Annotated in this window: 22 protein-coding genes; 5 read left to right on the top strand and 17 right to left on the bottom strand. The window is 42.1% G+C overall.

Annotated features, from left to right (window positions below):
• Positions 1 to 84 precede the first annotated feature (84 nt).
• The 9 genes from murG to mraZ form a co-directional block, all read right to left on the bottom strand.
• On the bottom strand, positions 85 to 1176 hold the full coding sequence (murG, locus tag Q0037_RS00490; RefSeq protein ID WP_297513757.1) for an undecaprenyldiphospho-muramoylpentapeptide beta-N-acetylglucosaminyltransferase: 1092 nt from the start codon (positions 1174 to 1176) through the stop codon (positions 85 to 87).
• Positions 1177 to 1178: 2 nt separating this feature from the next.
• On the bottom strand, positions 1179 to 2468 hold the full coding sequence (locus Q0037_RS00485) for an FtsW/RodA/SpoVE family cell cycle protein (protein ID WP_297513754.1): 1290 nt from the start codon (positions 2466 to 2468) through the stop codon (positions 1179 to 1181).
• A 180-nt stretch (positions 2469 to 2648) separates the two neighbouring features.
• A complete protein-coding gene (gene murD / locus Q0037_RS00480) occupies positions 2649 to 3983 on the bottom strand; it encodes a UDP-N-acetylmuramoyl-L-alanine--D-glutamate ligase (protein WP_297513751.1) in 1335 nt (444 codons plus the stop codon).
• A gap of 1 nt (position 3984) precedes the next feature.
• On the bottom strand, positions 3985 to 5211 hold the full coding sequence (gene mraY, locus Q0037_RS00475; RefSeq protein WP_297513748.1) for a phospho-N-acetylmuramoyl-pentapeptide-transferase: 1227 nt from the start codon (positions 5209 to 5211) through the stop codon (positions 3985 to 3987).
• A 3-nt stretch (positions 5212 to 5214) separates the two neighbouring features.
• Entirely contained in the window at positions 5215 to 6675 is a 1461-nt protein-coding gene (locus Q0037_RS00470) for a UDP-N-acetylmuramoyl-L-alanyl-D-glutamate--2,6-diaminopimelate ligase (RefSeq protein ID WP_297513745.1), read from the bottom strand.
• Entirely contained in the window at positions 6675 to 8687 is a 2013-nt protein-coding gene (locus Q0037_RS00465; protein ID WP_297513742.1) for a penicillin-binding protein, read from the bottom strand. The genes Q0037_RS00470 and Q0037_RS00465 overlap by 1 nt, the downstream gene beginning before the upstream one ends.
• The gene (locus tag Q0037_RS00460) at positions 8675 to 9025 is read right to left on the bottom strand and encodes an FtsL-like putative cell division protein (protein ID WP_297513739.1); all 351 of its coding nucleotides are present in this window, start codon (positions 9023 to 9025) and stop codon (positions 8675 to 8677) included. Before Q0037_RS00460 ends, Q0037_RS00465 begins: the two co-directional genes overlap by 13 nt.
• Entirely contained in the window at positions 9022 to 9921 is a 900-nt protein-coding gene (gene rsmH, locus Q0037_RS00455; protein ID WP_297513736.1) for a 16S rRNA (cytosine(1402)-N(4))-methyltransferase RsmH, read from the bottom strand. Before rsmH ends, Q0037_RS00460 begins: the two co-directional genes overlap by 4 nt.
• The gene (mraZ, locus tag Q0037_RS00450) at positions 9908 to 10381 is read right to left on the bottom strand and encodes a division/cell wall cluster transcriptional repressor MraZ (RefSeq protein ID WP_073363067.1); all 474 of its coding nucleotides are present in this window, start codon (positions 10379 to 10381) and stop codon (positions 9908 to 9910) included. The genes rsmH and mraZ overlap by 14 nt, the downstream gene beginning before the upstream one ends.
• Before the next feature lie 392 nt (positions 10382 to 10773).
• Between mraZ and Q0037_RS00445 the strand changes: the two genes are divergently transcribed.
• The 3 genes from Q0037_RS00445 to Q0037_RS00435 are packed head-to-tail and all read left to right on the top strand — an operon-like array spanning position 10774 to position 12792.
• On the top strand, positions 10774 to 11538 hold the full coding sequence (locus tag Q0037_RS00445) for an alpha/beta hydrolase (RefSeq protein WP_297513732.1): 765 nt from the start codon (positions 10774 to 10776) through the stop codon (positions 11536 to 11538).
• Positions 11539 to 11541: 3 nt separating this feature from the next.
• Positions 11542 to 12159 carry a ribosome biogenesis GTP-binding protein YihA/YsxC gene (yihA, locus tag Q0037_RS00440; protein ID WP_297513729.1) on the top strand — a complete coding sequence of 206 codons (618 nt, stop codon included), beginning with the start codon at positions 11542 to 11544 and terminating at the stop codon, positions 12157 to 12159.
• 9 nt (positions 12160 to 12168) lie between these two features.
• Positions 12169 to 12792, top strand: a complete 624-nt coding sequence (locus Q0037_RS00435) for a hypothetical protein (RefSeq protein ID WP_297513727.1) — start codon at positions 12169 to 12171, stop codon at positions 12790 to 12792.
• A 2-nt stretch (positions 12793 to 12794) separates the two neighbouring features.
• Here the strand turns inward: Q0037_RS00435 and gldC are convergent, their stop codons facing one another.
• Positions 12795 to 13133 carry a gliding motility protein GldC gene (gldC, locus tag Q0037_RS00430; protein WP_297513723.1) on the bottom strand — a complete coding sequence of 113 codons (339 nt, stop codon included), beginning with the start codon at positions 13131 to 13133 and terminating at the stop codon, positions 12795 to 12797.
• Positions 13126 to 14094: a gliding motility lipoprotein GldB gene (gldB, locus tag Q0037_RS00425; protein WP_297513720.1), complete on the bottom strand. Its 969-nt coding sequence runs from the start codon at positions 14092 to 14094 to the stop codon at positions 13126 to 13128. Before gldB ends, gldC begins: the two co-directional genes overlap by 8 nt.
• Positions 14095 to 14280: 186 nt before the next feature.
• Between gldB and nadE the strand changes: the two genes are divergently transcribed.
• Together nadE and Q0037_RS00415 are read left to right on the top strand one after the other, a co-directional pair.
• Complete coding sequence (gene nadE, locus Q0037_RS00420) at positions 14281 to 15087, top strand: NAD(+) synthase (RefSeq protein ID WP_297513717.1); 807 nt, start codon at positions 14281 to 14283, stop codon at positions 15085 to 15087.
• A 77-nt stretch (positions 15088 to 15164) separates the two neighbouring features.
• Positions 15165 to 15794 (top strand): response regulator transcription factor, encoded by a 630-nt coding sequence (locus tag Q0037_RS00415; RefSeq protein ID WP_073363056.1) that lies wholly within the window; start codon positions 15165 to 15167, stop codon positions 15792 to 15794.
• Here the strand turns inward: Q0037_RS00415 and dnaG are convergent.
• The 6 genes from dnaG to rlmN all read right to left on the bottom strand — a co-directional run bounded on the left by dnaG (position 15791) and on the right by rlmN (position 22546).
• Entirely contained in the window at positions 15791 to 17776 is a 1986-nt protein-coding gene (gene dnaG / locus Q0037_RS00410) for a DNA primase (protein ID WP_297513711.1), read from the bottom strand. The two genes, Q0037_RS00415 and dnaG, sit on opposite strands and share 4 nt — an antisense overlap.
• Positions 17777 to 17863: 87 nt before the next feature.
• Entirely contained in the window at positions 17864 to 18913 is a 1050-nt protein-coding gene (locus Q0037_RS00405; protein WP_297513708.1) for a hypothetical protein, read from the bottom strand.
• Between the two features lie 34 nt (positions 18914 to 18947).
• Entirely contained in the window at positions 18948 to 19661 is a 714-nt protein-coding gene (locus Q0037_RS00400) for a hypothetical protein (protein ID WP_297513705.1), read from the bottom strand.
• Entirely contained in the window at positions 19648 to 20208 is a 561-nt protein-coding gene (locus Q0037_RS00395) for an RNA polymerase sigma factor (RefSeq protein WP_297513702.1), read from the bottom strand. The genes Q0037_RS00400 and Q0037_RS00395 overlap by 14 nt, the downstream gene beginning before the upstream one ends.
• Before the next feature lie 133 nt (positions 20209 to 20341).
• Complete coding sequence (locus tag Q0037_RS00390) at positions 20342 to 21319, bottom strand: polyprenyl synthetase family protein (protein WP_297513700.1); 978 nt, start codon at positions 21317 to 21319, stop codon at positions 20342 to 20344.
• A 189-nt stretch (positions 21320 to 21508) separates the two neighbouring features.
• The gene (gene rlmN, locus Q0037_RS00385) at positions 21509 to 22546 is read right to left on the bottom strand and encodes a 23S rRNA (adenine(2503)-C(2))-methyltransferase RlmN (RefSeq protein ID WP_297513697.1); all 1038 of its coding nucleotides are present in this window, start codon (positions 22544 to 22546) and stop codon (positions 21509 to 21511) included.
• Positions 22547 to 22855 lie beyond the last annotated feature (309 nt).

Here is a 22855-nt window from a genome sequence, read left to right as displayed (position 1 = left end):
CAAAAATCAATGGCGATGATATTCATTACTATGACTCTTTTCATTTTTATTGCTATTGTCATTTTTTAATTGTCATTGCTATTGCTATTGTATCAGTTTTATTATTTCTTCAACGATATCAAGGGTAGCATTGGGTTTTCCCAAAGGTTTCATGGCACTACTCAATTGCTTTTGGAGCGTTTCATTTTGAATCAAATCGGTAAAAGTAGACTCGAAGCGTTCCTCTAGTTCAGATTCCCGTAACAAGAGCGCACCGCCTTTATCGACAATCGCCTTAGCATTTTTGGTTTGATGGTCCTCGGCAACATTGGGCGAAGGGATAAACAACGTTGGTTTTCCAACCAAACACAATTCTGAAACCGAAGAAGCTCCCGCCCGCGATATCACCACGTCGGCTGCGGCATAAATCAAGTCCATACGGTCAATGAACGCAGTCACTTGAACATTCGGTTTTTCATTCCAATGCTTGTATTCATCAAAATAGAGTTTTCCACATTGCCAATAGACTTGAACCCCCTGTTCTAGGAGAAAATCGAGTTCTTTGGCAATCAATTGGTTGATACGACGGGCACCCAAACTTCCGCCAAGCACCAATAGTGTTTTCTTGTTCGGATCCAGTTTAAAATACGTTTGCCCTTCTTTCCGTTTATCCGACAGTTCAAGTAAATCTTGACGCACGGGATTGCCTGTAAAAACAATTTTCTCCTTGGGAAAAAAGCGTTCCAAATTTTCATAGGCCACACAAATCACATTGGCTTTTTTACTCAACAATTTATTGGTAATGCCAGGATAGGAATTTTGCTCTTGGATCAAAGTGGGAATTCCTTTACTATTAGCCATTTGCAATAAGGGTCCGCTAGCAAATCCGCCTGTCCCAATCACTACATCGGGTTGAAAACGATTCAGAATTCGACGAGACTTCCACAAACTACTCAACAATTTGAACGGAAACATAATGTTTTGCAACGTGAGTTTTCGTTGTAATCCTGCAATCCACAATCCTTGTATAGAATATCCTGCTTGTGGTACTTTTTGCATTTCCATTTTATCCTGTGCGCCAACAAAAAGAAATTCAGCGTCTGGAAAGCGTTGTTTTAAAGCATTTGCAATCGCAATGGCAGGATAAATATGTCCGCCTGTTCCCCCACCGCTTAAAATGAATTTATACTTTTTCATGGCTAACGATTTAAAACAGCATTCATGGGATTATCTTCTTCATTTTGCCCTTTATTTCCAGCGCGTTCTGCGTCTTCCTCTTCCAACAATTGCTTGTCGATCAAACGTTGTAAAGCTTCCTCACGACGTTGTTTATCGGCTTCCTCTTGAGCAATTTCCTCTTCTTTTTTGGTCACACTCAAAATAATCCCCAAAGCGATACAGGTCATCCACACCGAGCTCCCTCCCGAACTGATTAAGGGGAGGGTTTGTCCAGTAACGGGTAACAATTCAACCGCTACTGCCATATTGATTAACGCTTGAAAAACAATGGGGAAACCGAGACCGATGACGACCAATTTGCCAAAGAGTGTATTGGCTTTGTGTGAAGCTACCACAAATCGAAACAGCAAAAGCATGTAAAAAAACAATATCGTCAATCCGCCCATCAAACCGTATTCTTCAACGATAATGGCATAGATAAAATCGGAAGACGATTGCGGTAGAAAGTTTTTTTGGACACTTTTCCCGGGCCCCAACCCATAGACATTACCTGAGGCAATTGCGATTTTGGCTTTTTCTATTTGATAATCGTCCTCTCCTGGTTTGTCGGAGGTGAAGTTTTCAATACGACTCTTCCATGTATCGACGCGGTTGGGGAAGGCTTTGGGAAAAGCAATGACTAGCAGTACAAAAAACGAAGCTGCTGCCACCGCTAAGGCCAAAATAAGTCCGATATATTTCAACGGATATTTCCCTATAAAGGCAATCATTAGCACCATGGCAAACAACAAGGCCGCCGTGGAGAAGTTGGCTGGAAAAATCAATCCTAGAGTTATAAACACTGGAACCCACAATTCAACTAACGAGCTCTTAAACGTAAGCGGTGTTTCCCGTGTTTTGGAGAGGTAGCGTGCCACATACACATACAACACTATCGCTGCAAAGGTTGACGTTTGGAACGAAATGCCCAAAAACGGAATTTGAATCCAACGACTCGCATTGGCCCCATCGATTACGGTTCCTTTCACGAGTGTATACCCCAACAGTAACCAGACAAAAGGCAGCGCTATTCGTGACACCCCTCTGAAATAATGGTATGGTATTTTATGTATTTTATAGATAATAAAAAACCCAATGATGATATGCACCGCATGCTTAATCAGGTAGGTAAGCGTGTTTCCGGTACCATGACGCATATAGGCCAAATTACTACTGGCGCTAAACACAGGCATAAAGGAAAACACCGCCAAGAACGCGACCAGCGCCCAAATGACTTTATCTCCGTGTAAGCTGTTAATTAGGTTTTTCATGGGTTATTTTAATTTCTATCTTAAACACGAACCGAGCAATTGATTATCTGCTTGCATTGAAACGACAGCAATGCAGCATGGCATGTACCCTTTTTTATCTCAGTCCCTTCAGCAACCTCTTGTAAAAATTGATTTTTGAGTCAAAAACCTCAAGTTAGCTTTTACAATAAGAGTGTATTTCTATAAATTCCGAACAGCATCTTTAAACTGACGCCCGCGGTCTTCATAGTTTTCAAACAAATCAAAACTCGCACATGCAGGAGACAGAAGCACGGTATCACCTTTTTCGGCAATGTGTTTGGCTGTATTCACGGCATCATGCATATTATCAACTTCCACCATCATGTCGACTACATTTCCGAAAGCATCGATGATTTTTTTATTTTCAACGCCCAAACAAATAATGGCTTTCACTTTTTCATGAACCAAAGCCATTAATTCGGTGTAATCGTTGCCTTTATCAACACCCCCTACAATCCATACCGTTGGCGTTGTCATGCTTTCCAGGGCAAAATAGGTAGCATTGACGTTGGTCGCCTTACTATCGTTAATGTATTGTACATTTTGGATTTTCAACACTTTTTCCAAACGATGTTCTACCCCCTGAAAATTGGACAAACTCTCCCGAATGGTTTGTTTGCGAATACGCATCAGTTGTGCCACGGAAGTAGCTGCCATTGCGTTTTTTAGATTGTGTTTTCCTTCCAATGAAATTTGAGCAGTTTCCATCATAAACTCCTCTTGGTTGATGTTGATTTCCATAGTTTTGTCGTTTAAATAAGCTCCGTTTTTGAGCACTTGCTTTACCGAAAACGGAATGGGTTTTGCATTGATTTTATTGTTTTTAAGCCACTGGCTTATGGCTTCGTCATCGTTGTCGTAAATGAGGTAATCTTCCTCGGTTTGATTCATCGTAATCCGAAATTTGGAAGCGATGTAGTTTTCATACTTATACTCATAGCGATCCAAATGATCGGGGCTAATGTTGGTGATTATCGCAATATGGGGTTTGTAATGCACAATACCATCCAGCTGGAAACTGCTCAATTCAAGCACATAGCAATCGTAATGTTCTTCCGCCACTTGCCAAGCAAAACTTTTTCCGATATTTCCACCCAACCCCACATTCAATCCGCCTTGTTTAAGCAAATGATAGGTGAGCATTGTGGTGGTCGTTTTGCCATTGCTTCCTGTGATTCCAATCGTGACCGCATCGGTATAGGGATACGAAAACTCGATTTCTGAAATGACAGGAATGCCTTTTTCCACTAACTTCTTCACGATGGGCGCTTTGTCGGGAATCCCTGGACTTTTCATCACCACATTGGCGTTAAGAATCAAATCTTCCGTGTGTTGGTTGTCTTCCCACGAAATGTTGTATTGTGTAAGAACGTCTTTATAATTTTGCTTGATGGCTCCGAAATCCGATACAAAAACATCGTACCCTTTTTTCTGACCCAATATGGCAGTTCCAACGCCACTTTCGCCCCCACCAAGCACAACCAATCGTTTCATTCTAGCGTAATTTTAAGGTGACAATAGCAACAATAGCGAGCATAATCGTAACAATCCAAAAGCGGGTTACGATTTTACTTTCATGGTAGCCTTTTTTCTGATAATGATGGTGCAAAGGCGACATCAGAAAAACCCGTCGCCCCTCGCCAAATCGTTTCTTGGTATACTTGAAATAGGATACCTGAATGATTACCGAGGCACTTTCAGCAAAGAAAATGGCACACAAAACGGGCAAAAGCATTTCTTTTCGAACAGAAATAGCAAGTACAGCAATGATTCCGCCGATGGTAAGACTTCCCGTATCGCCCATAAACACCGAAGCGGGATAGGAATTGTACCAAAGGAAACCGACCAAGGCGCCCACAAAAGCAGCAATAAACACCGTCATTTCTCCCGAATTAGGGATGTACATAACATTTAGATAGCTCGATAATATGATGTTTCCGGAGATGAATGCAAAAATTCCTAACGCGAGCACCGATATGGCCGATGTACCTGCCGCGAGACCATCAATCCCATCGGTTAGGTTGGCGCCATTGGAAACCGCCGTGATGATAAAAATCACAATCGGTATAAACACCAACCAAGCCCATTGATGGTAATCGTCGGTAAATGGTTTTAAAATTTGTGCGTATTCCAATTCATTATTTTTCATGAACGGAATGGTCGTTGTGGTTGATTTGATTTCTTTGGCTGCGGGTGCAATCGTGTTTTGCGTTTGATTGAACGTAACAGGTGCCGTCGATTTTTCGCGCACCGTTACACCCGGGTGAAAATACAGGACTGAGCCAACAATTAATCCCAAACCGACTTGACCGATGACTTTAAAAATTCCTTTCAACCCTTGTTTGTCCTTTTTGAAAATCTTGATGTAATCGTCAATAAAGCCAATAGTTCCCATCCAAAGGGTGGTTACCACCAAAAGAATTACATAGATGTTATTTAATTTGGTCAACAACAAAACGGGGATAAGTGTCGCGATAATGATAATTAACCCTCCCATTGTTGGTGTTCCTGCCTTTTGTGTTTGCCCTTCCAAACCCAGCTCTCGAATGGTTTCACCCACTTGTTGGTTACGTAAAAAAGTGATGATTTTCTTTCCGTAAATGGTCGAAATCATTAACGAAAGAATGAGCGCTAAAGCCGAGCGAAAGGTGATGTATTGAAACACCCCTGCGCCAGGCACATCCAATTGTTTATCGAGATAATCAAATAAATAGTAAAGCATGGGTTAGGAATTTAAGCGTTGGAGGAATTCGGTAACAATCTTTAAATCATCAAAATCGTGGCGCACCCCGTTTATTTCCTGGTAGGTTTCGTGACCTTTACCAGCAATTAAAATAATATCGTGGGGTTGAGCCATTTGACATGCGGTTTTTATGGCTTGTTTTCGATCTAAAATCGAAAGGGTTTTTTTGAAATATTGGGGTTCCACACCAGCTTCCATCTCGGTTACGATTTGTTGCGGGTCTTCCGTGCGTGGATTATCTGAGGTGAAAATGACTTTATCGCTATGTTCCGCAGCAATATTGGCCATAATCGGACGCTTGGTTTTGTCGCGATCGCCACCACAACCGACCACAGTAATCAATTGCTCGTTGCGGGTACGAATGTCGCCAATCGTTTTAAGCACATTGGCTAGGGCATCGGGGGTATGGGCATAATCGACGATAGCTGTAATATGGTTGGGCGAAACCACAAACTGAAAGCGTCCAGAAACACTTTCCAATTCGGACAAAAGACGCAAAGCCTCTGATTTTTCGAGTCCCAACTCGATGGAAACCCCATAAATAGCCAACACGTTGTAGGCATTAAAGGACCCGATTAATTTGACCCAAACTTCTTGCTCGTTGATTTTTAAAAGCAAACCCGACAACTGATTTTCCAACACCTGTGCTTTGTAATCGGCCATTGATTTCAAGGCATATGTAAGGGTTCGAGCCCCCGTATTTTGCACCATGACGGCACCATTTTTGTCGTCAATGTTGATTAAAGCAAAAGCTGATTTGGGCAAGTGATCAAAAAATGATTTTTTTACATCTCGGTATTCGGCAAAGGTGTTGTGGTAATCTAAATGATCATGAGTTAGATTGGTAAAAACGCCCCCTTTGAACACCAATCCTTCGGTTCGTTTTTGGTGGACACCATGGGAACTAACTTCCATAAAACAATATTCACAACCCACTTCGGCCATTTCAGCCAAATACCGGTTGATCGTCAGGGAATCGGGCGTGGTATGTGTGGCTGGATACTCGTGGGTATCGACCATTACTTTTACGGTGGAAAGTAAACCAACTTTAAATCCTGCCTTTTTAAACAACTGATACAACAATGTTGCAATGGTAGTCTTGCCATTAGTCCCCGTTACCCCTACCAATTGTAATTTGGTGGAAGGATTATCATAAAAGTTGTTGGCCATCCATGCCAAAGCCGTATTGGTATCGGCCACTTGGATGTAAGTGATTTGTGGTAAAAGGGTTTCGGGCAGTGTATCACATACCACCGCTACGGCACCTAAAGTGATCGCTTTTTCAATAAAATCATGGCCGTTAGCGAGCGTCCCGCGTAAAGCTACGAATACATCCCCTGGGGTAACTTTTCGGGAATCGAATTCAATCTTAGCCACAGGAATATCGGTCGGTCCTTTAACCGATTCTAAAGCTACGCGGTAGAGTAAATCTTTGAGTTGCATTAGGATAATTCTAGCGTGATTGGTGTATTTTTTTGGAGAATTTCTCCTGGTCGCAACGATTGGGACTTCACTTTCCCAACTCCTTTGACTTTAACTTTCAATCCCATGTTTTCTAATAAAGCAATCGCATCCATCCCGGGCATGCCTTTTAAATTGGGCATGGTATTCTTGGCTTTTTGCAACTGTTGATAGTAAGCGTTGTATTGCTGCTCTTGACGGGCAATTTTGGCCTCCACATTGTGAACTTTATTCATGGCAGGCGCATCGGTAAAAATCTTTTGCGCAATACGTTTGAAAACTGGACCCGCCACATCGGCGCCATAATAATTGTTGTTGGACGTATTGGGCTTGTGCACCACGACGATACACGAATACTTTGGCTTATCAGCAGGGAAAAAGCCCACAAATGACGAAATGTAATGCTTTTCATTACCCCCATTTTTACCGTAATTGGCTTGCGCGGTTCCCGTTTTTCCCGCCATAGAAAAATCTTTGGAATACAACTTTGAACCCGTGCCGCGTTTGACCACATTCTCCATCACAGCTTTCAACTTTTTAATCGTTTCGGGAGAACAAATGCGTGGATTCAATACTTCTTTGTTGTATTTCTTAATTGTATTGTTCCATTCCTTAATTTCTGAGACAAAAAGAGGCTTAACCATTTCTCCATTATTGGCGATGGCATTGTACAAGGTTAACGTTTGAAGCGGTGTCACTGAAACCCCGTACCCAAAAGCCATCCAAGGCAAAGCAATAGCACTCCACCCTTTTTCCCCTGGTTTCGGAATATAGGGTTTACCTTCACCTTCAAACGGGAGTCCCAAAGGTTTGTTTAACCCCATACGGTCTAAGCGATCGACGAACTGTTTGGGATTGTTTTTATAATTTTCATACACCGCTTGTACCAAGACCGTATTGGAGGAAACTTCAAATCCGCGCGCTAATGAAATTTTTCCGTAGCCCTTATTATTTGAGTCCTTAACTTTTTTACCTCGATACGTTATAACCCCTCCATTGGTATCATACACCTTACTCGTGTCTACTTTTTTATCTTCCAGCAAGGCAATCATATCCACTAGTTTGAAGGTCGAACCGGGTTCGTGCGACTCCGCCACCGCATAGTTGATGGTTTCGTAATAGTTGCCCGATTTTTCATCGCGGCCCAAATTGGAAATCGCACGTACATAGCCCGTTTTGGTCTCCATAACTACCACACAGCCGTGTTCAGCGCCGTATTCTTCCAATTGTTTTAATAAGGCATGGTGGGCGATATCCTGAATGAAAACATCGATGGTTGAAATTACATCATAACCGTCGCGGGGTTCTTTTTCATTTTCATCGCGAATGGGTTTCCATTGTCCTTTGGCAATTTTTTGTTTCAATATTTTACCGTCTTCCCCACGTAAATACTTGCTAAATGCACCTTCAATTCCAATGCGTTTTACGGTGCCATCCTCCAATACGCGTTCGTAACCGATAGTCCTTTCGGCCACTTTACCAATGGGATGTTCCCGAACGGTGTGTTGTTCAACAATCATACCGCCTTTGTAGGCTCCTTTGTTGAATAAGGGCATCGCTTTGAAGTCCATGTATTGGGTATACGTCAAATCATCGGCGATAAACAAATACCTGTTTTTATTGGCGCGTGCTTTGCGCAACATATCTTGGTAGTGTGAGGCGGGTTTGCCCAACATCTTGGACAAAGCTTGTGATAAATCGGAGACATTGGCTTCAAAATCCTCTAATTTAGGCGCCATTGCATCAAATCGAATGGTGTAATTGGGAATGGAAGTAGCTAACAAACTTCCGTCGGCGGAATAAATATTGCCTTTATTAGCGGGAATAACGAAGGTTTTTACCGAACGTTCTTTTGCCAATTTTCGGTAATACGGCCCTTCTACCCACTGGATATTGGTCAATTTTACCACGATAGCGATTGCCATGAGGAGAAGACCTAACGCTGTAAGGTAGGTTCGGTAAGAAAGTGCTTTATCGTTGTTTACTCCTGCCATAGGGAACTCCAAAATCCTTTCGATTCTTTTTTGGTTACGGTTATCTTTTGTGGAGGCACGGGGGAAGGCTTAATCCCTCGTGTTTCCATTTTTTGTGAAATGGTCGACTCCATACGGAGCTTCATCAATTGCGAACGGCGATCAACAAAACGAGAGCGCAATTCTTTCACTTCATTATTCAATTCGGCAATGCGAAACACCTTTTGTTCATACCGATGGGTATTGGCAATCATGATAATGGCCAATAAAATCAGAAAAAGGATAAACCGCCAGTTTTGTGACGCGGATTCATCCACTAGAAATCGGGCTTTTAGCAAGCTGTAAATTCCTCGTTTCATCCTAATTTTTCTGCTATTCTTAGTTTCGCACTTCGCGCACGATTGTTCGTACTAATTTCTGCGGCACTGGGTACGATGAGTTTCCCTATGGTTTTGAAAGGCACCGAATAATTTCCAAAGAAATCGCGTTCAGGTTCGCCATCAAACATGCCGTTTTTAATGTAGCGTTTAACCAAACGATCTTCCAGAGAATGATACGAAATCACACTCAATCGTCCCCCAGGATGCAATACTTCCAACGATTGTGTCAAAAAATCTTTTAGCACTTCCATCTCTTGATTCACTTCAATACGAATAGCTTGATAGATTTGTGCCAAAATTTTATTACTCAAATGAGCAGGTAAATATTTGGCCAAAACCTGTTTCAAATCGGCAGTGGTTTCAATTGGTTTTTGACTGCGTGCTTCGATAATCGTTCGTGCAAAAGCGGGAGCCTGCTTGAGTTCGCCATACAGCAAAAACATACTGCGCAATGCACTTTCGTCATAGGTATTGATGACTTGATAGGCGTCTAATTCATTTTGCTGACTCATCCGCATGTCCAATTTAGCCTCAAAACGAGTGGAAAATCCACGCTCAGGCACATCAAACTGATGCGATGAAACCCCTAAATCGGCCAATATCCCGTCGACGGCACGAATACCATGAAACCGAAGAAAGCGTTTAAGGTATCGGAAATTCTCAGGAATCAGGGTAAAACGTGAATCTTCCAAAGCATTGTCCCAAGCATCCTCATCCTGGTCAAAAGCAAAAAGTTTTCCCTCCGAACCCAGACGTCGTAAAATTTCACGCGAATGTCCCCCGCCCCCAAAGGTCACGTCAACATAGACGCCATCGGGACGAATTGCCAAACCATCTACGGTCTCCTGCAACAATACGGGGTTATGATAGTCCATGATCATCGTCGTTTACATTTCCCATTACATCTTCGGCCAAATCTGCAAAGTCAACGACAGAATCATCAATTGCTTTTTCATACAAGTCTTTATCCCAGATCTCGACGATATGAACCGCCGATGATAAGACTACATCTTTGGAGATTTGGGCAAAAGCGGTTAAGTCTTTGGGGACTAATAAGCGACCCAAGTTGTCGATTTCCACCACTTTAACCCCCGCCGTAAAGCGCCGGATAAAGTCGTTGTTTTTCTTGACGAACTTGTTAAGCTTGTTGATTTTTTGCATCATCAGATTCCATTCCGCCATAGGATACAACTCCAAACAAGGTTGAAATACCGAGCGCTTCAGTACAAAACCGTCCTGAAGTACAGCCGCAAGTTGCTTCTTCAAAGGCGCAGGCATTAAAAGCCTTCCTTTGGCGTCAACTTTACACTCGTATGTCCCTATTAATGCGTTCATTATGCGAAATCGGATGTATGGGAACAAAAATAGGAAAGATTTTACCACATTTTACCACTTTACTCCACTTTGTTGATAAGTTTTACCACTGCAAAGCAAAATCCAAGAGGAACACGGAATAGGTTCTTTTACCAAAAGTTTAGCATTTGTGAATAATGGTTGAAAAAATCACATTTTGTGTTGTTATTTGGCGGCAACTATTGAAAACCCAAGGGTTGATTTAACAGTTTTGAAATTCTTTTAAAAAGTGATGCCTTGATTCCAAGAACATTAGCCTTTGGACTTTAAAAATCGAAATACAACAGAAACATAACCTCAAATAATGGATGAAGCACTGTGATATTAGGTTTAAAAAACTATATTTGTAACCAAGCAAAATCGTAGGATTCATTATGGATGTAAGCGCAAAAAAAGAAGGTAAATACCAATATTATGAAGCTGGAGAAGGCACACCTATAGTGGTGTTGCATGGATTGATGGGCGGATTGAGTAATTTTAAAGCCGTTGCTGATCACTTTTCAACCCGAGGCTTTAAAGTGGTGATTCCTGAATTACCTCTATACACGCAAAACATTCTAAAAACCAACGTAAAAGCATTTGCGAAATACGTTAAGGATTTTATTACTTACAAAGGATACTCACGGGTCATTCTTTTGGGCAATTCATTGGGTGGGCATATTGCCTTATATCATACGAAAATGTATCCCGAGAAAGTAGCCGGCTTGGTAATTACCGGGAGTTCTGGCTTGTATGAAAGTGCCATGGGAGATAGTTATCCCAAACGCGGCGATTACGAGTACATTAAAAAGAAAACCGAAGATGTGTTTTACGACCCAAAAATGGCCACTCCTGAATTGGTAGATGAAGTATTTTCTATTGTAAATGACCGTATAAAAGTTTTGAAAACACTCACGATTGCCAAAAGTGCAATACGTCACAATATGGGGAAAGATTTGCCTAAAATGCATGTAAAAACCTGTATTATTTGGGGAAAAAATGACCGCGTTACTCCCCCTGAAGTCGCTGAAGAATTCCACAAGTTGATGCCTAATTCAGACCTGTACTGGATTGATCAATGTGGTCATGCCGCAATGATGGAAAAACCCGAGGCATTCAATCAGCATTTGGAAACGTGGCTGAAAAAAGAAGGTTTATAATTCATGAAAATCAATAGCGCCGAATTTATCATCAGCAATTCTGTGGTGAGTAAATGCCCACAGGAACCGCTTCCCGAGTATGCTTTTATTGGGCGCTCCAATGTGGGGAAATCCTCGCTGATTAACATGTTGACCAACCATAAAAATTTGGCTAAAACCTCGGGTCGACCCGGAAAAACCCAACTTATTAATCATTTTAAAATCAATCAAAATTGGTTTTTGGTCGATTTGCCTGGGTATGGGTATGCGCGCGTATCTAAATCTACCAAAGCAACTTTTCAAAAATTTATCACCGATTATTTTGAAAAAAGAACCCAATTGGTGAGTGCATTTGTCTTGATTGACGTGCGTTTGGAAGCCCAGAAAATCGATTTGGAATTTATCAATTACTTGGGGGAAAACGGCATCCCTTTTTGCTTGGTTTTTACCAAAATGGATAAAATTACCCGAGTGAAAGCCGAATCAAATGTGGCAGCATACCGAAAAAAACTGTTAGCCGAAAATTGGGAAGAAATGCCCCCTTATTTTATTACTTCTTCTGAAACCAAAGTGGGGCGTGAAGAGCTATTGACTTACATCGAATCCATCAATGAAACCATTCGCAAATCGCCATTTCCTTAAACTATTGCCATGAAAAAATCTATTTTACAAGCCATTCCATGCACTTTATGCACCCTTTTCCTTATCCTTTTATCAGGTTGTAATCTCCCCAAATACTCCGTGCTTTCGCAGGGACCTGCAGGCGGGGTGGACTTCCGTTCGGGCAATTGGTTGCTGTTGGAAATTGATTGTCCGCCCGATGTATATGGAACCTTAAATACCGCAATACAAACCGATCTCAAAGCAATTTTGGGCGATCGCATTTATTTTCCCCATCAAATACAAAGCGCGATCATTCCGAAAGACGCCAAGATACAAATGAAATTACCCGCATTGAAGCAATTGGCCTTGGGGGTTCCTACTTGCGATTATGTGATTCTATGTAAAGCCGTCATTGCCAAAAATGAAATGGGCTCCCTAAATTATAACTCCCGTTTGCAGCAAACGCAGAAACAAAATCTGGCGCATGTTACCTTGGAATGTTACGACCTTAAAAAACAAACCCTGTTGTACTCCAAACGATTTACGGGAAGCACTACAAGCACGGCGCTTCACGGAGGTGAACGATGGGAGTTTAGCGTCGATGCGCGCAAATTATTACTGAAAGCCTATGCGAAAGGGATGAAGGATTTACAGCGCACATCAGTACGCTAATGTTACCCCTTCAAATTTAATTTTTCGGCAAAGAAATCAGAGAAGTCCCGCATCGAATCGGCCATTTTATCGTCTTGGGTCGCCCGCTGATAGGTATCGGCCATCGCTACGAGCGTTTGATGAAAAAAGATTTTCATCTCATCCACTGGCATATCTTTCGTCCACAAATCAATACGCAGCGTTTCTTTTTGCTTACTGTCCCACAACGACAACAAGACCGCTTTGGCGCCCGCATTTTCCACTCCACCATCAATAGCGGTCCAACTCAAGGCCTCGGGAATACGATTTTCATCGAGGGTTACATTGACTTTTATTTCCGAAGTAAAGGTTTGCTTACTCATTCTTTTTGGGTTTGTATTTGGATTGTTCAAAGATACGATGTGCCTCCATGGCGAGCAAATCTTTGGGGGTAACCTCTTCATTATTTTCAACAAACGATCGTATGATTTGCCATCCTACCCATTGGCCAATGCGCCCTGGCGTTTCGTTGTCAATTTCTAGATAAAATTTGGAAAAAGGAGCCATGTTGATAAAACGGTTGGGCAATTTACTATCGGTACTGTAGAGGTATTTGTTTTGCACAAAATTCTCCCAAATGTAAGCTTCATTTTCTTGGCAAAATTGAAGTTGCTTGGGCGTATATCCGATTTTCTCCGCATCGGTATAATCAGGAATCAAAAGATCTTTGAGGTACAATTCTTTTCCGGCATCAATCATCAAACTCAAAAAATCGGCCTTACGCGACTTGGGAATCACTCGAAAACCAATGGCAGCAACCACATCGGGAATCATTTGACGCGGCTCAAAATTGTCGCGAATGTACTGCGGAATGCCTGCATAAAAGGGGTGGTTTTTCCCGAGATACATTTCTAAGGAGACAATTAACTTATCCTGGGTGTAAATGGCTTTATTGAGGTAATCCATTTCGCCGATGGCAGTGTAGATAGCCGGTTCTTTGACTTTAGGAAAATAATATTTGACATGCTTAAACACATCGTCAATTTCCGTTTGCTCGGCACTAAAGTCTTTATAGCGTTTAGAAACTTCGCGGTAAAGCGCTTGCCAATCTTTGTTTTGTAAGCGATTAACCCATACCGAATCGGGTACGTCTTGAGGGAAAAACTCAGGATATTGTTGTTTTACCTTTACCAAATCAGCTGGTTTTGATTCATAAAACGCTTGCTCAAATCGGTTAAGTTTCGTGGCAACGGGTATAGCCTCCACTTCTCTCTCCACCTTTGCTTTCGGATCACAGGCAGCTACAACGAGTCCTACACAAAACAATCCTATCATTTTTTTCATTCCTACAAAAATTAATTTTTCTTTCGTAAATAAAACCTTACCTTCGTCCTTTACGTAAATGAAGAAAACGTTCTAATATGGTTAATTTCTTTGTCAATTAATTCAAAACGAACAAGTATTGTAATTCGTATAAATTAATATTTTTGCAAATATACGTGAGATACAATACTTTTCATCACCGAAGTAATGACAAATAAAAACGTGTTTAATCCAGCTCTTGTGAACGACTACATAGTGCAGTGGTTGCGGGATTATGCAACAAAGGCTCGAGTCCAAGGCTTTGTAGTAGGAATCTCAGGCGGCGTGGATTCTGCTGTAACTTCCACACTGTGTGCCCAAACGGGCCTTCCTACCTTGTGTGTGGAGTTACCGATTCACCAAGCAGCCAGCCAAGTCAATCGCGCTCAAGAGCACATAGCACAATTGCAACAGCGATTTCCTAATGTGTCTTCAACGCGAGTGGATTTAACGCTTGTTTTTGAACAATTTAAAAAAGAAGTCCCCTCGAGTTCCGATGAAAAAGCCTACTTTTTATCATTGGCTAACACGAGAGCACGTTTGCGAATGACTACTTTATATTATTTGGCAGGGATTCACGGCCGTTTGGTCGCTGGAACCGGCAATAAAGTAGAAGATTTTGGCGTGGGCTTTTATACCAAGTACGGAGATGGCGGTGTGGACCTTAGTCCGATTGCCGATTTAATGAAAAGTGAAGTCTACGCACTTGGAAACTATTTACAAATACCTGAATCAATTCAGCTCGCCGCTCCAACGGATGGATTATTTGGGGACAACCGAACCGATGAAGATCAATTGGGCGCTAGTTATGACGAACTGGAATGGGCGATGCGCGAACAGGAAAAAGGCAAACAAGCCGATGCTTTTACAGGCCGTGAGCTAGAAGTCTTTACCATTTATCAGCGACTCAACCGCGCCAACCGACATAAAATGGAACCAATTCCTGTTTGTGTCCTTCCGGAAGCTTTAAGCTAAACCGAAGATCTTCAGTATTTTGGAATAAAAAAAGGCAAAAAATTAAGTTACCCTAACACACTCTAAAACGTTAAATTATGATTACAGTTTGTCTAGCCGACAATTTACCCGTGGTTCATTACGGGGTCAAATCGTATTTCAGGGATCATCCCGAAATCGCGGTGGTTTCCAATGTAGGTAGCTTCTACATGGTCCCCGACGCCCTTAGGAACCGTGAGATCAACGTATTGGTCATCGACCTAGAATTGGATGGCCTGAAAAGTATTTACGAGCTAAAAGCGATTATTAAAAACTTTCCCAATACGAAAGTCCTTGTTTTCTCCAGCCTTAACGAACAAATTTACGCTCCTAATGCTATTAAAGCAGGCGCTGCTGGTTATGTTCACAAAAGCTCTAAATTGGAAACGCTTGGTACCACCATCATCCGTGTTCACCAAGGATTGGTAATGATGAGTGAAAACATCAAAAAGAACTTGGCCCTCATCGCCAAACAAAATAAAACCGAACGGGTATATCGTAAACTTTCCAACCGCGAAATTGAGGTGTTACGTTATTTATCCGACGGAAAGAAAAACAATGAAATTTCTAAGATTTTAAATCTTAACGAAAAAACGATCAGTACCTACAAATTGCGTTTATTACAAAAATTAAACGTAACCAACTTGGTCGACTTGGTCAACAAAGCGAAAACCTTAGATATCGTTTAATGGAGACTATGGCGTGAGATTACTCGACCTAATTTCTTAGAAAAGACACTCGTCAAACCTAAGTAGTCGACGATCATCTCTAATGTATTTGAATTATCATAATCAGCCTCCGGGCTGATTTCTTTTTTGAGCTCATCGATGATTTTGTTCACCCAATACCACCGCAACGTAAGGATGGTTTCGGTAACATATTGGGCTATTCCTTGCATTTTATCTTTCACCAAGATGTTCTTGGATTCCCAATTGTGTAAAAATTCGCGCTCTTCTTGCATTAATATTCCCGTAACCGTAGCGGAAAGCTCGGGAGGCAATTGTGCCACATACTGATCCAAATCAAATTGCTCATTCTGGTGCAAATAGGCAATCACATCGTCATAAATTTGTTTGAAACCGGGATGGGCTAATTCAATTTCGTCTTCTTGTAAACTCAAATAAATACGATGAAAAACCTTGTATCGGTTCCATTCACGTACCTCAACCATTTCCCCTCGTTCATCGGCTTTCAACAAGACATCTTCAAAATCAACTTCTTGGGTTGCATACAACAAGAGTATTTCAATAATACGTTGTTCCAAAAGATGCTGAATATCTACCCCTGCTGTGGGTTGCTCGGGGGTTTCATTGCGGTGCACTTCAAACGCTTTCTGGGCTTCTTTTTGTTGTTTTCCTAAAGCATCCACCTCTTTCTTGAGCAATTGCGCCAAGGTATTAAACAACACGTCCTCAGAAATGTCCATAATACGGGAACACTCTTGGATATAAATCTCACGCTTAATGCGATCGGGAATTTTGGATATACTCACCACCATATCCCGAATCATTTCAGCTTTTTTAATAGGATCATTTTGGGCTTCCCGCATCAACAATGAGGCTTTAAACTGTATAAAGTCCTTGGCTTCGGTATCGAGATACGCCAACAAATCTTGTAAGGGCGTTTTCTTGGCAAAACTATCGGGGTCTTCCCCATCGGGAAACGAACATACTTTTACATTCATTCCTTCTTCGAGAATCAAATCGATCCCACGCAAAGACGCACGTAATCCTGCGGCATCACCGTCAAATAAAACGGTGATATTTTTGGTCAAACGACTGATTAACCGAATTTGATCGGGGGTCAACGCTGTCCCCGAGGAAGCTACCACGTTTTCGATTCCCGCTTGATGCATTTGAATTACATCAGTATATCCCTCAACCAAATAACAGCGGTCGTTTTTGGCAATGGCTTGTTTGGCGTGGGAAATTCCATACAACACCTTACTTTTATGGTACAAATCGCTTTCGGGCGAGTTCAAATATTTGGCTGCTTTTTTGTCGTTGGTGAGAATACGACCCCCAAATCCCAAAACACGTCCCGACAAACTCTGTATGGGAAACATGACGCGGCCTTTGAAGCGATCAAAAGTTTTATCTTCTCCCACAATGGTCAATCCGGTTTTTTCGAGAAATTCCAATTGATAGCCCTTGGCCTGGGCCTCCTTGGTCAAAGCATCCCAAGTATTGGGAGAATAGCCCAGTCCAAACTTTTTAATGGTATCGTTGGTAAATCCGCGTTCCTTGAAATAGGTCCATGCAATTGCTTTGCCCTCTTCGGTGTCCCACAATTGTTGTTGAAAATACTGGGCGGCAAATTCGGTCACCAAAAACATACTCTCGCGCTCGTTCATCGCCTCTCGCTCCTCATCGGTGCGTTGCGTTTCTTCAATTTCGATGTTATATTTTTTGGCCAAATAACGAATGGCTTCTGGATACGAAAAATGCTCGTGCTCCATGATGAAAGCTATCGCATTCCCTCCTTTCCCTGTACTAAAATCCTTCCAAATTTGCTTCACTGGCGATACCATAAACGAGGGCGTACGTTCGTCGGAAAAAGGACTTAAGCCTTTGAAATTACTACCCGCACGTTTGAGCTGTACGAAGTCACCAATAACTTCCTCCACCCGAACGGCGTCATACACTTTATCGATCGTTTCTTTGGTTATCACCTTTGTTTTGTTTAGGAACGGGTAAAAATACAAAAAAGACGCCTTACATAAAGCGTCTTTTCTCCTCACATCCTATCGTTATGTGCGTTAATTGAGATCGAATCGAACGCCCAAGGAGATGTTGTTTTGTTTGATGGCATTGTTTTGGAACAATGGATTCAAATCGTATTTCAAATACAAACTCGTTTCACGATATCCGATATAGGTACTCAAACCGTAGATAAAATTGGAGGCATTAAAATCGCCTTTCACCTTTTGATCGTAATCCATATCGTCGATTTCATACTCCGTTTTTTGTTTTGACTTGATGCGAATTCCAGCATAGCCTCCTACACCCAAGCGCAAACTTTTGTGCGTACGGAATAGTGTTTTATCGTCTTTCACTTCTTTTTTGGAAAAATCAAACTCCAAATGCAACGGAGCAACTAAATACACATTTCGGAAACGAGCACTTTCCAAATTCACGGGACTTGTTACCAATACCGTTTGATCGCCTTGTTTTTCAAATACACGATTGTCGGTGGGTCGCAAATCGTTGTACATCAATGACATTCCGTATTTGACATGCCATAAGTTGTCATTTTTAAATAAACGCGTGTTGTAAGTAAAGCCCCATTCGTAAAAGCGGGAACCAGCGAAGCGGAAATCGGAGTTTTCTACCGAGCCGTCGGTGACTACATTATTTAAACCGATGGCAAAAACAAACTGCGAAGTAGTACGTTTTTCACCACGGAAAGTATACTGTTTCTTATTTTTTTCATGATTCCCAAAGTGGATAGAAAAAAACTTGCCATCGATGTGCACAGTATCGCGGGTAGCCAACTTCCCGTCGACTTTGTTTTGCACTAAAAGGCGGAGCTCATCGTTTAACGAATTGACGCGTGATTCAATTTTGGCTGCCGTTTCGGTGGCTAAGACTTGCTTCTCTGTGGCGGCTTGCGCTGCTTTGATTTCGCCTTTTTCCAAACGAACATTTACGGCTTCAAGAGCGGTTTTTAGCGCTAATTTTTCCTCCAAGGTCACTTGCTCGATTTTGTCGGCAATGGCCCGTGCTTTGGACTCAAAGGTTTCTTGCGCCGTTAATTTTGATGTGATCGCACAAAGGATTAAGGCCAAATAAAAAATAAAAGTTCTCATGACGTAGTGATTTTTGTTTTTTGATGAATGATTGTTACTCCTGGTTTCGGGTGGCTAAAGCGGATTTAGCTGATTGATAATTGCGGTTAAGACGGTCAAACATGCGCTCGCGAAACGACTGATTGAGTTCGCCATCAACCTGATTTAATAAACTAGTGGCATCTACCTTGATCGTGGTTTTTGCCAACTGTGGTGGGGCCACTGCCACCGCTGTTTTGGTTACACCCGCTATCGTTTGAGAATTCACGAGCGGATTTGGCACTACCGTTTGTGGTGCAGGTACTGCAGTTGCTGCATAACTTTCGGTAGTGGGTATTGTGTACTGATTGATGCTTCTTTTGTTGTGTTGCGGAGCAGTCGACTTGCTATTCATCCCATTGGGTTGGGTTTTGGTAGGTTGCACGGCTACGGCCTCGGTTGGTGGGCGTGTGTCAACGGGAAGGTCGGCTGGAACTGTATCGGTTGGGATGGTTACAGCGTTACTGCCTTCCTTTTGAGTGACTCCGGTAGGGATATTCGCATCCGGAGCCGGGAGGTTGGAGGCAAAATAAATCCCGAGCGAAAGCAAAACCAAAACGGAGGCCGCAATTGCCATATAGCGAAAGTAAACGCCAAACGGACGCTTGGTTTTTTTTTCTTCGGCCACGGTCAACATGGCATCCAAGCGATCCCAAGCTTGCGCTGAGGGCTGGATTTCACGCCCTTGAAGGCCTTGTTTGATTTGTTCTTCCCAATTATTCGGTGCCATTGGTATATTTTTTTTGAAGGTTAAGTTGCTGTTGCAACATTTTTCTTGCGTGTGATAACTGTGATTTGGAGGTGCCTTCGCTGATGTTGAGCAGCTGAGCAATCTCTTGGTGTTTATACCCTTCGATACAATACAGGTTGAACACCATTTTATACCCGTCGGGCAGTTGATCAATGAGAAACTGAATCTCGTCTAGGGTGAGCTGACTTTCAATTTGGTTATGGGTTTCCTCAAAATAGGTTTCATCATCCATAAACCGCACTTTCTTTTGCACCCTCAAAAACGAAATGCATTCATTAACCATAATGCGACGTATCCATCCTTCAAAACTGCCTTTGTGTTGGAAATGCTTCAAATTGGCAAACACCTTCATAAACGCAGTGATCATGATATCCTCGGCTTGATGTAGGTCTTTGCAATACTGACGACAAACGCCTAGCATCTTCGGAGCAAACTTCGTATAGAGTTGGTGTTGCGCATGACGGTTGTTTTCGAGCGCCAGGGCAATCCATTCGTTTTCGTCGTTATGGAGGTTGATCACCTTCATATTCGTTTGTTCCTTAGGGTTTCTATTGGGTAAGACGTGAATGGATTAAAAAGGGTTGCATCACTTGGTAAAAAAAGTGATTTTTTTTAAAAAATATTTTTAACCTTTTGACTATGAGCAGTATAAAAATAAATTATTTTTTGCGCTCGGTGACGTAATTGACCATCAACTCCAAGCTTTCTTTGTAGGGTGAGACTGGAAAATGTTGCAAAAGGAGTAATGCTTCCGATTTAAACTCGGTCATTTTTTGTTCGGCAAAGGTGAGTCCGCCTTTATCTTTTACGAATTGAATGACCTCTTTCACCCGCTTTTTATCTTTGTTGTAGTTTTTAATGGAATTAATGCACCAACTTTTTTCTGAAGAAGAACAGTGATTGAGTGCATAAATTAGGGGTAAGGTCATTTTTTGTTCCTTAATATCAATCCCCGTAGGTTTCCCGATGGCATCGTCGGTATAATCAAACAGGTCGTCTTTGATTTGAAAAGCCATCCCGATCAACTCCCCGAATTTTCGCATGCGTTCGACTACCACATCATCATCGGATACCGAACGGGCCCCCAACGCACAACAAGCAGCAATCAATGTAGCGGTTTTCTGACGAATGATTTCGTAGTAAATTGCTTCCGTAATATCGAGACGGCGTGCTTTTTCAATTTGCAACAACTCCCCCTCACTCATTTCGCGAACGGCCACCGAAATAATACGCAACAAATCAAAATCACCATGATCGATGGAGAGCAGTAACCCTTTGGACAACAAATAATCGCCTACCAAAACGGCAATTTTATTTTTCCATAAGGCATTGATGGAGAAAAACCCACGGCGTCGGTTGCTATCATCTACTACATCATCGTGAACAAGGGTCGCGGTATGAATCAACTCGATAACACTCGCCCCGCGGTAGGTACGCTCGTTGACTTTTCCCTCGTGGAGCATTTTGGCGGTTAAAAACACAAACATGGGACGCATTTGCTTCCCTTTTCGGTTGACGATATAATGAGTAATGCGGTTAAGCAATGCCACTTTGGAGGACATCGACTCTCGAAACTTGGTTTCAAAAAGTTCCATTTCCTCTTGGATGGGTTGCTTGATTTGCGCCGTAACATTCATCGACTCCAAAGATACAACAATCCTATGGGCCGCAATGTTTTTTGAATTGGCATTAAACTTTTTTTAACGTTCGTAATCTAAGTTGTATAACCAAAAAAAATAGCATTATAAAACAATCTTAAGAGGAATGGGAATTTAAAAAGGGTAGAATAATTTAAAAAAACGTCTTTGCTAAGGTTAGACATTTTTTTACGATTTATTGGCCAATTGCCCACAAGCGGCATCGATATCTTTGCCTCGACTGCGGCGCACTTTTACAACAATATCATGGCGCTCTAAAGCGTCGATATACGCTTGAATCGCTTCTTCGGAGGCTTGTTGAAATTCGCCATCGTCGATTGGGTTGTACTCAATTAAGTTGACCTTACACGGCACGTATTTACAAAACTTCACTAAAGCCTCTACAGCTTCACGATTGTCATTGATACCGCGCCACACTACGTATTCGTAAGTGACTTTACTTTTGGTCTTTTGGTACCAATACTCTAAACTCTCCCGCAAGTCCGTGAGTGGAAAATTGGTAGTAAACGGCATAATCTTGTTGCGGGTGCTTTCGATGGCGGAATGCAAGGAGACCGCCAATTTGAACTTCACGCCGTCGTCGGCCATTTTTTTAATCATCTTCGGAATCCCCGAGGTCGACACGGTAATGCGTTTGGGAGACATCCCCAAGCCTTCATCGGAGGTGATTTTCTCGATGGCTTTCATCACGTTGGGGTAATTCATAAGGGGTTCACCCATGCCCATAAATACGATATTAGACAACGGGTGGTTGTAGTACAACCGACTCTCGCGATCGATAGCAACGACTTGGTCATAGATTTCATCGGGTTGCAAATTGCGCATGCGTTTCAAACGCGCGGTAGCACAGAAATTGCAATCGAGGCTACACCCTACCTGACTCGATACACATGCCGTGGTGCGGGTAGCGGTGGGAATCAAAACACTTTCGACAACCAAACCGTCGTGGAGACGCACTGCATTTTTGACCGTACCGTCAGCACTGCGTTGCATTTGATCGACCTGAATGTGGTTGATGACAAAATGGTTTTCCAACAACGTTCGGGTTGCTTTAGACACATTGGTCATGTCGTCAAACTTATGGGCGCCTTTGGTCCATAACCATTCATAGACTTGGTTTCCCCGAAAGGCTTGATCGCCTTGTGCTACAAAAAAATCACGCAATTGGTCTTTGGTGAGCGCTCGAATGTCTTTTTTGTCTTCCATTTGGCAAAGGTAGATAGGAATTATGAATTATAAATTATGAATTATGCGTTTCGGGTTTGTAGTTTCAAGTTTCAGGTTTATTCCGCTTCGTTCCATCAATCGGCTAAAGCCTCGTGTCAAGTTTCAGGTTGGATTACTTTTTTAAAATTAAGGAATTAAGAATTGTTTTAAGTGGCTTAAACTCTTAATTTTCTTCATGATTAAAGTTTAACCGCAAAGACGCAAAGTAAGCGCAATGTTCGCGAAGTTTTTAAGAACACTAAGTCGCTACGCTTGGCAAAGAATTGACGTTGATTAAGTAGAAAAGTT

Origin of the sequence: Flavobacterium sp. (genome assembly GCF_027482425.1) — a bacterium.
Taxonomy (GTDB): Bacteria; Bacteroidota; Bacteroidia; order Flavobacteriales; family Flavobacteriaceae; genus Flavobacterium.
This window is presented reverse-complemented; position numbering and strand designations above follow the sequence as displayed.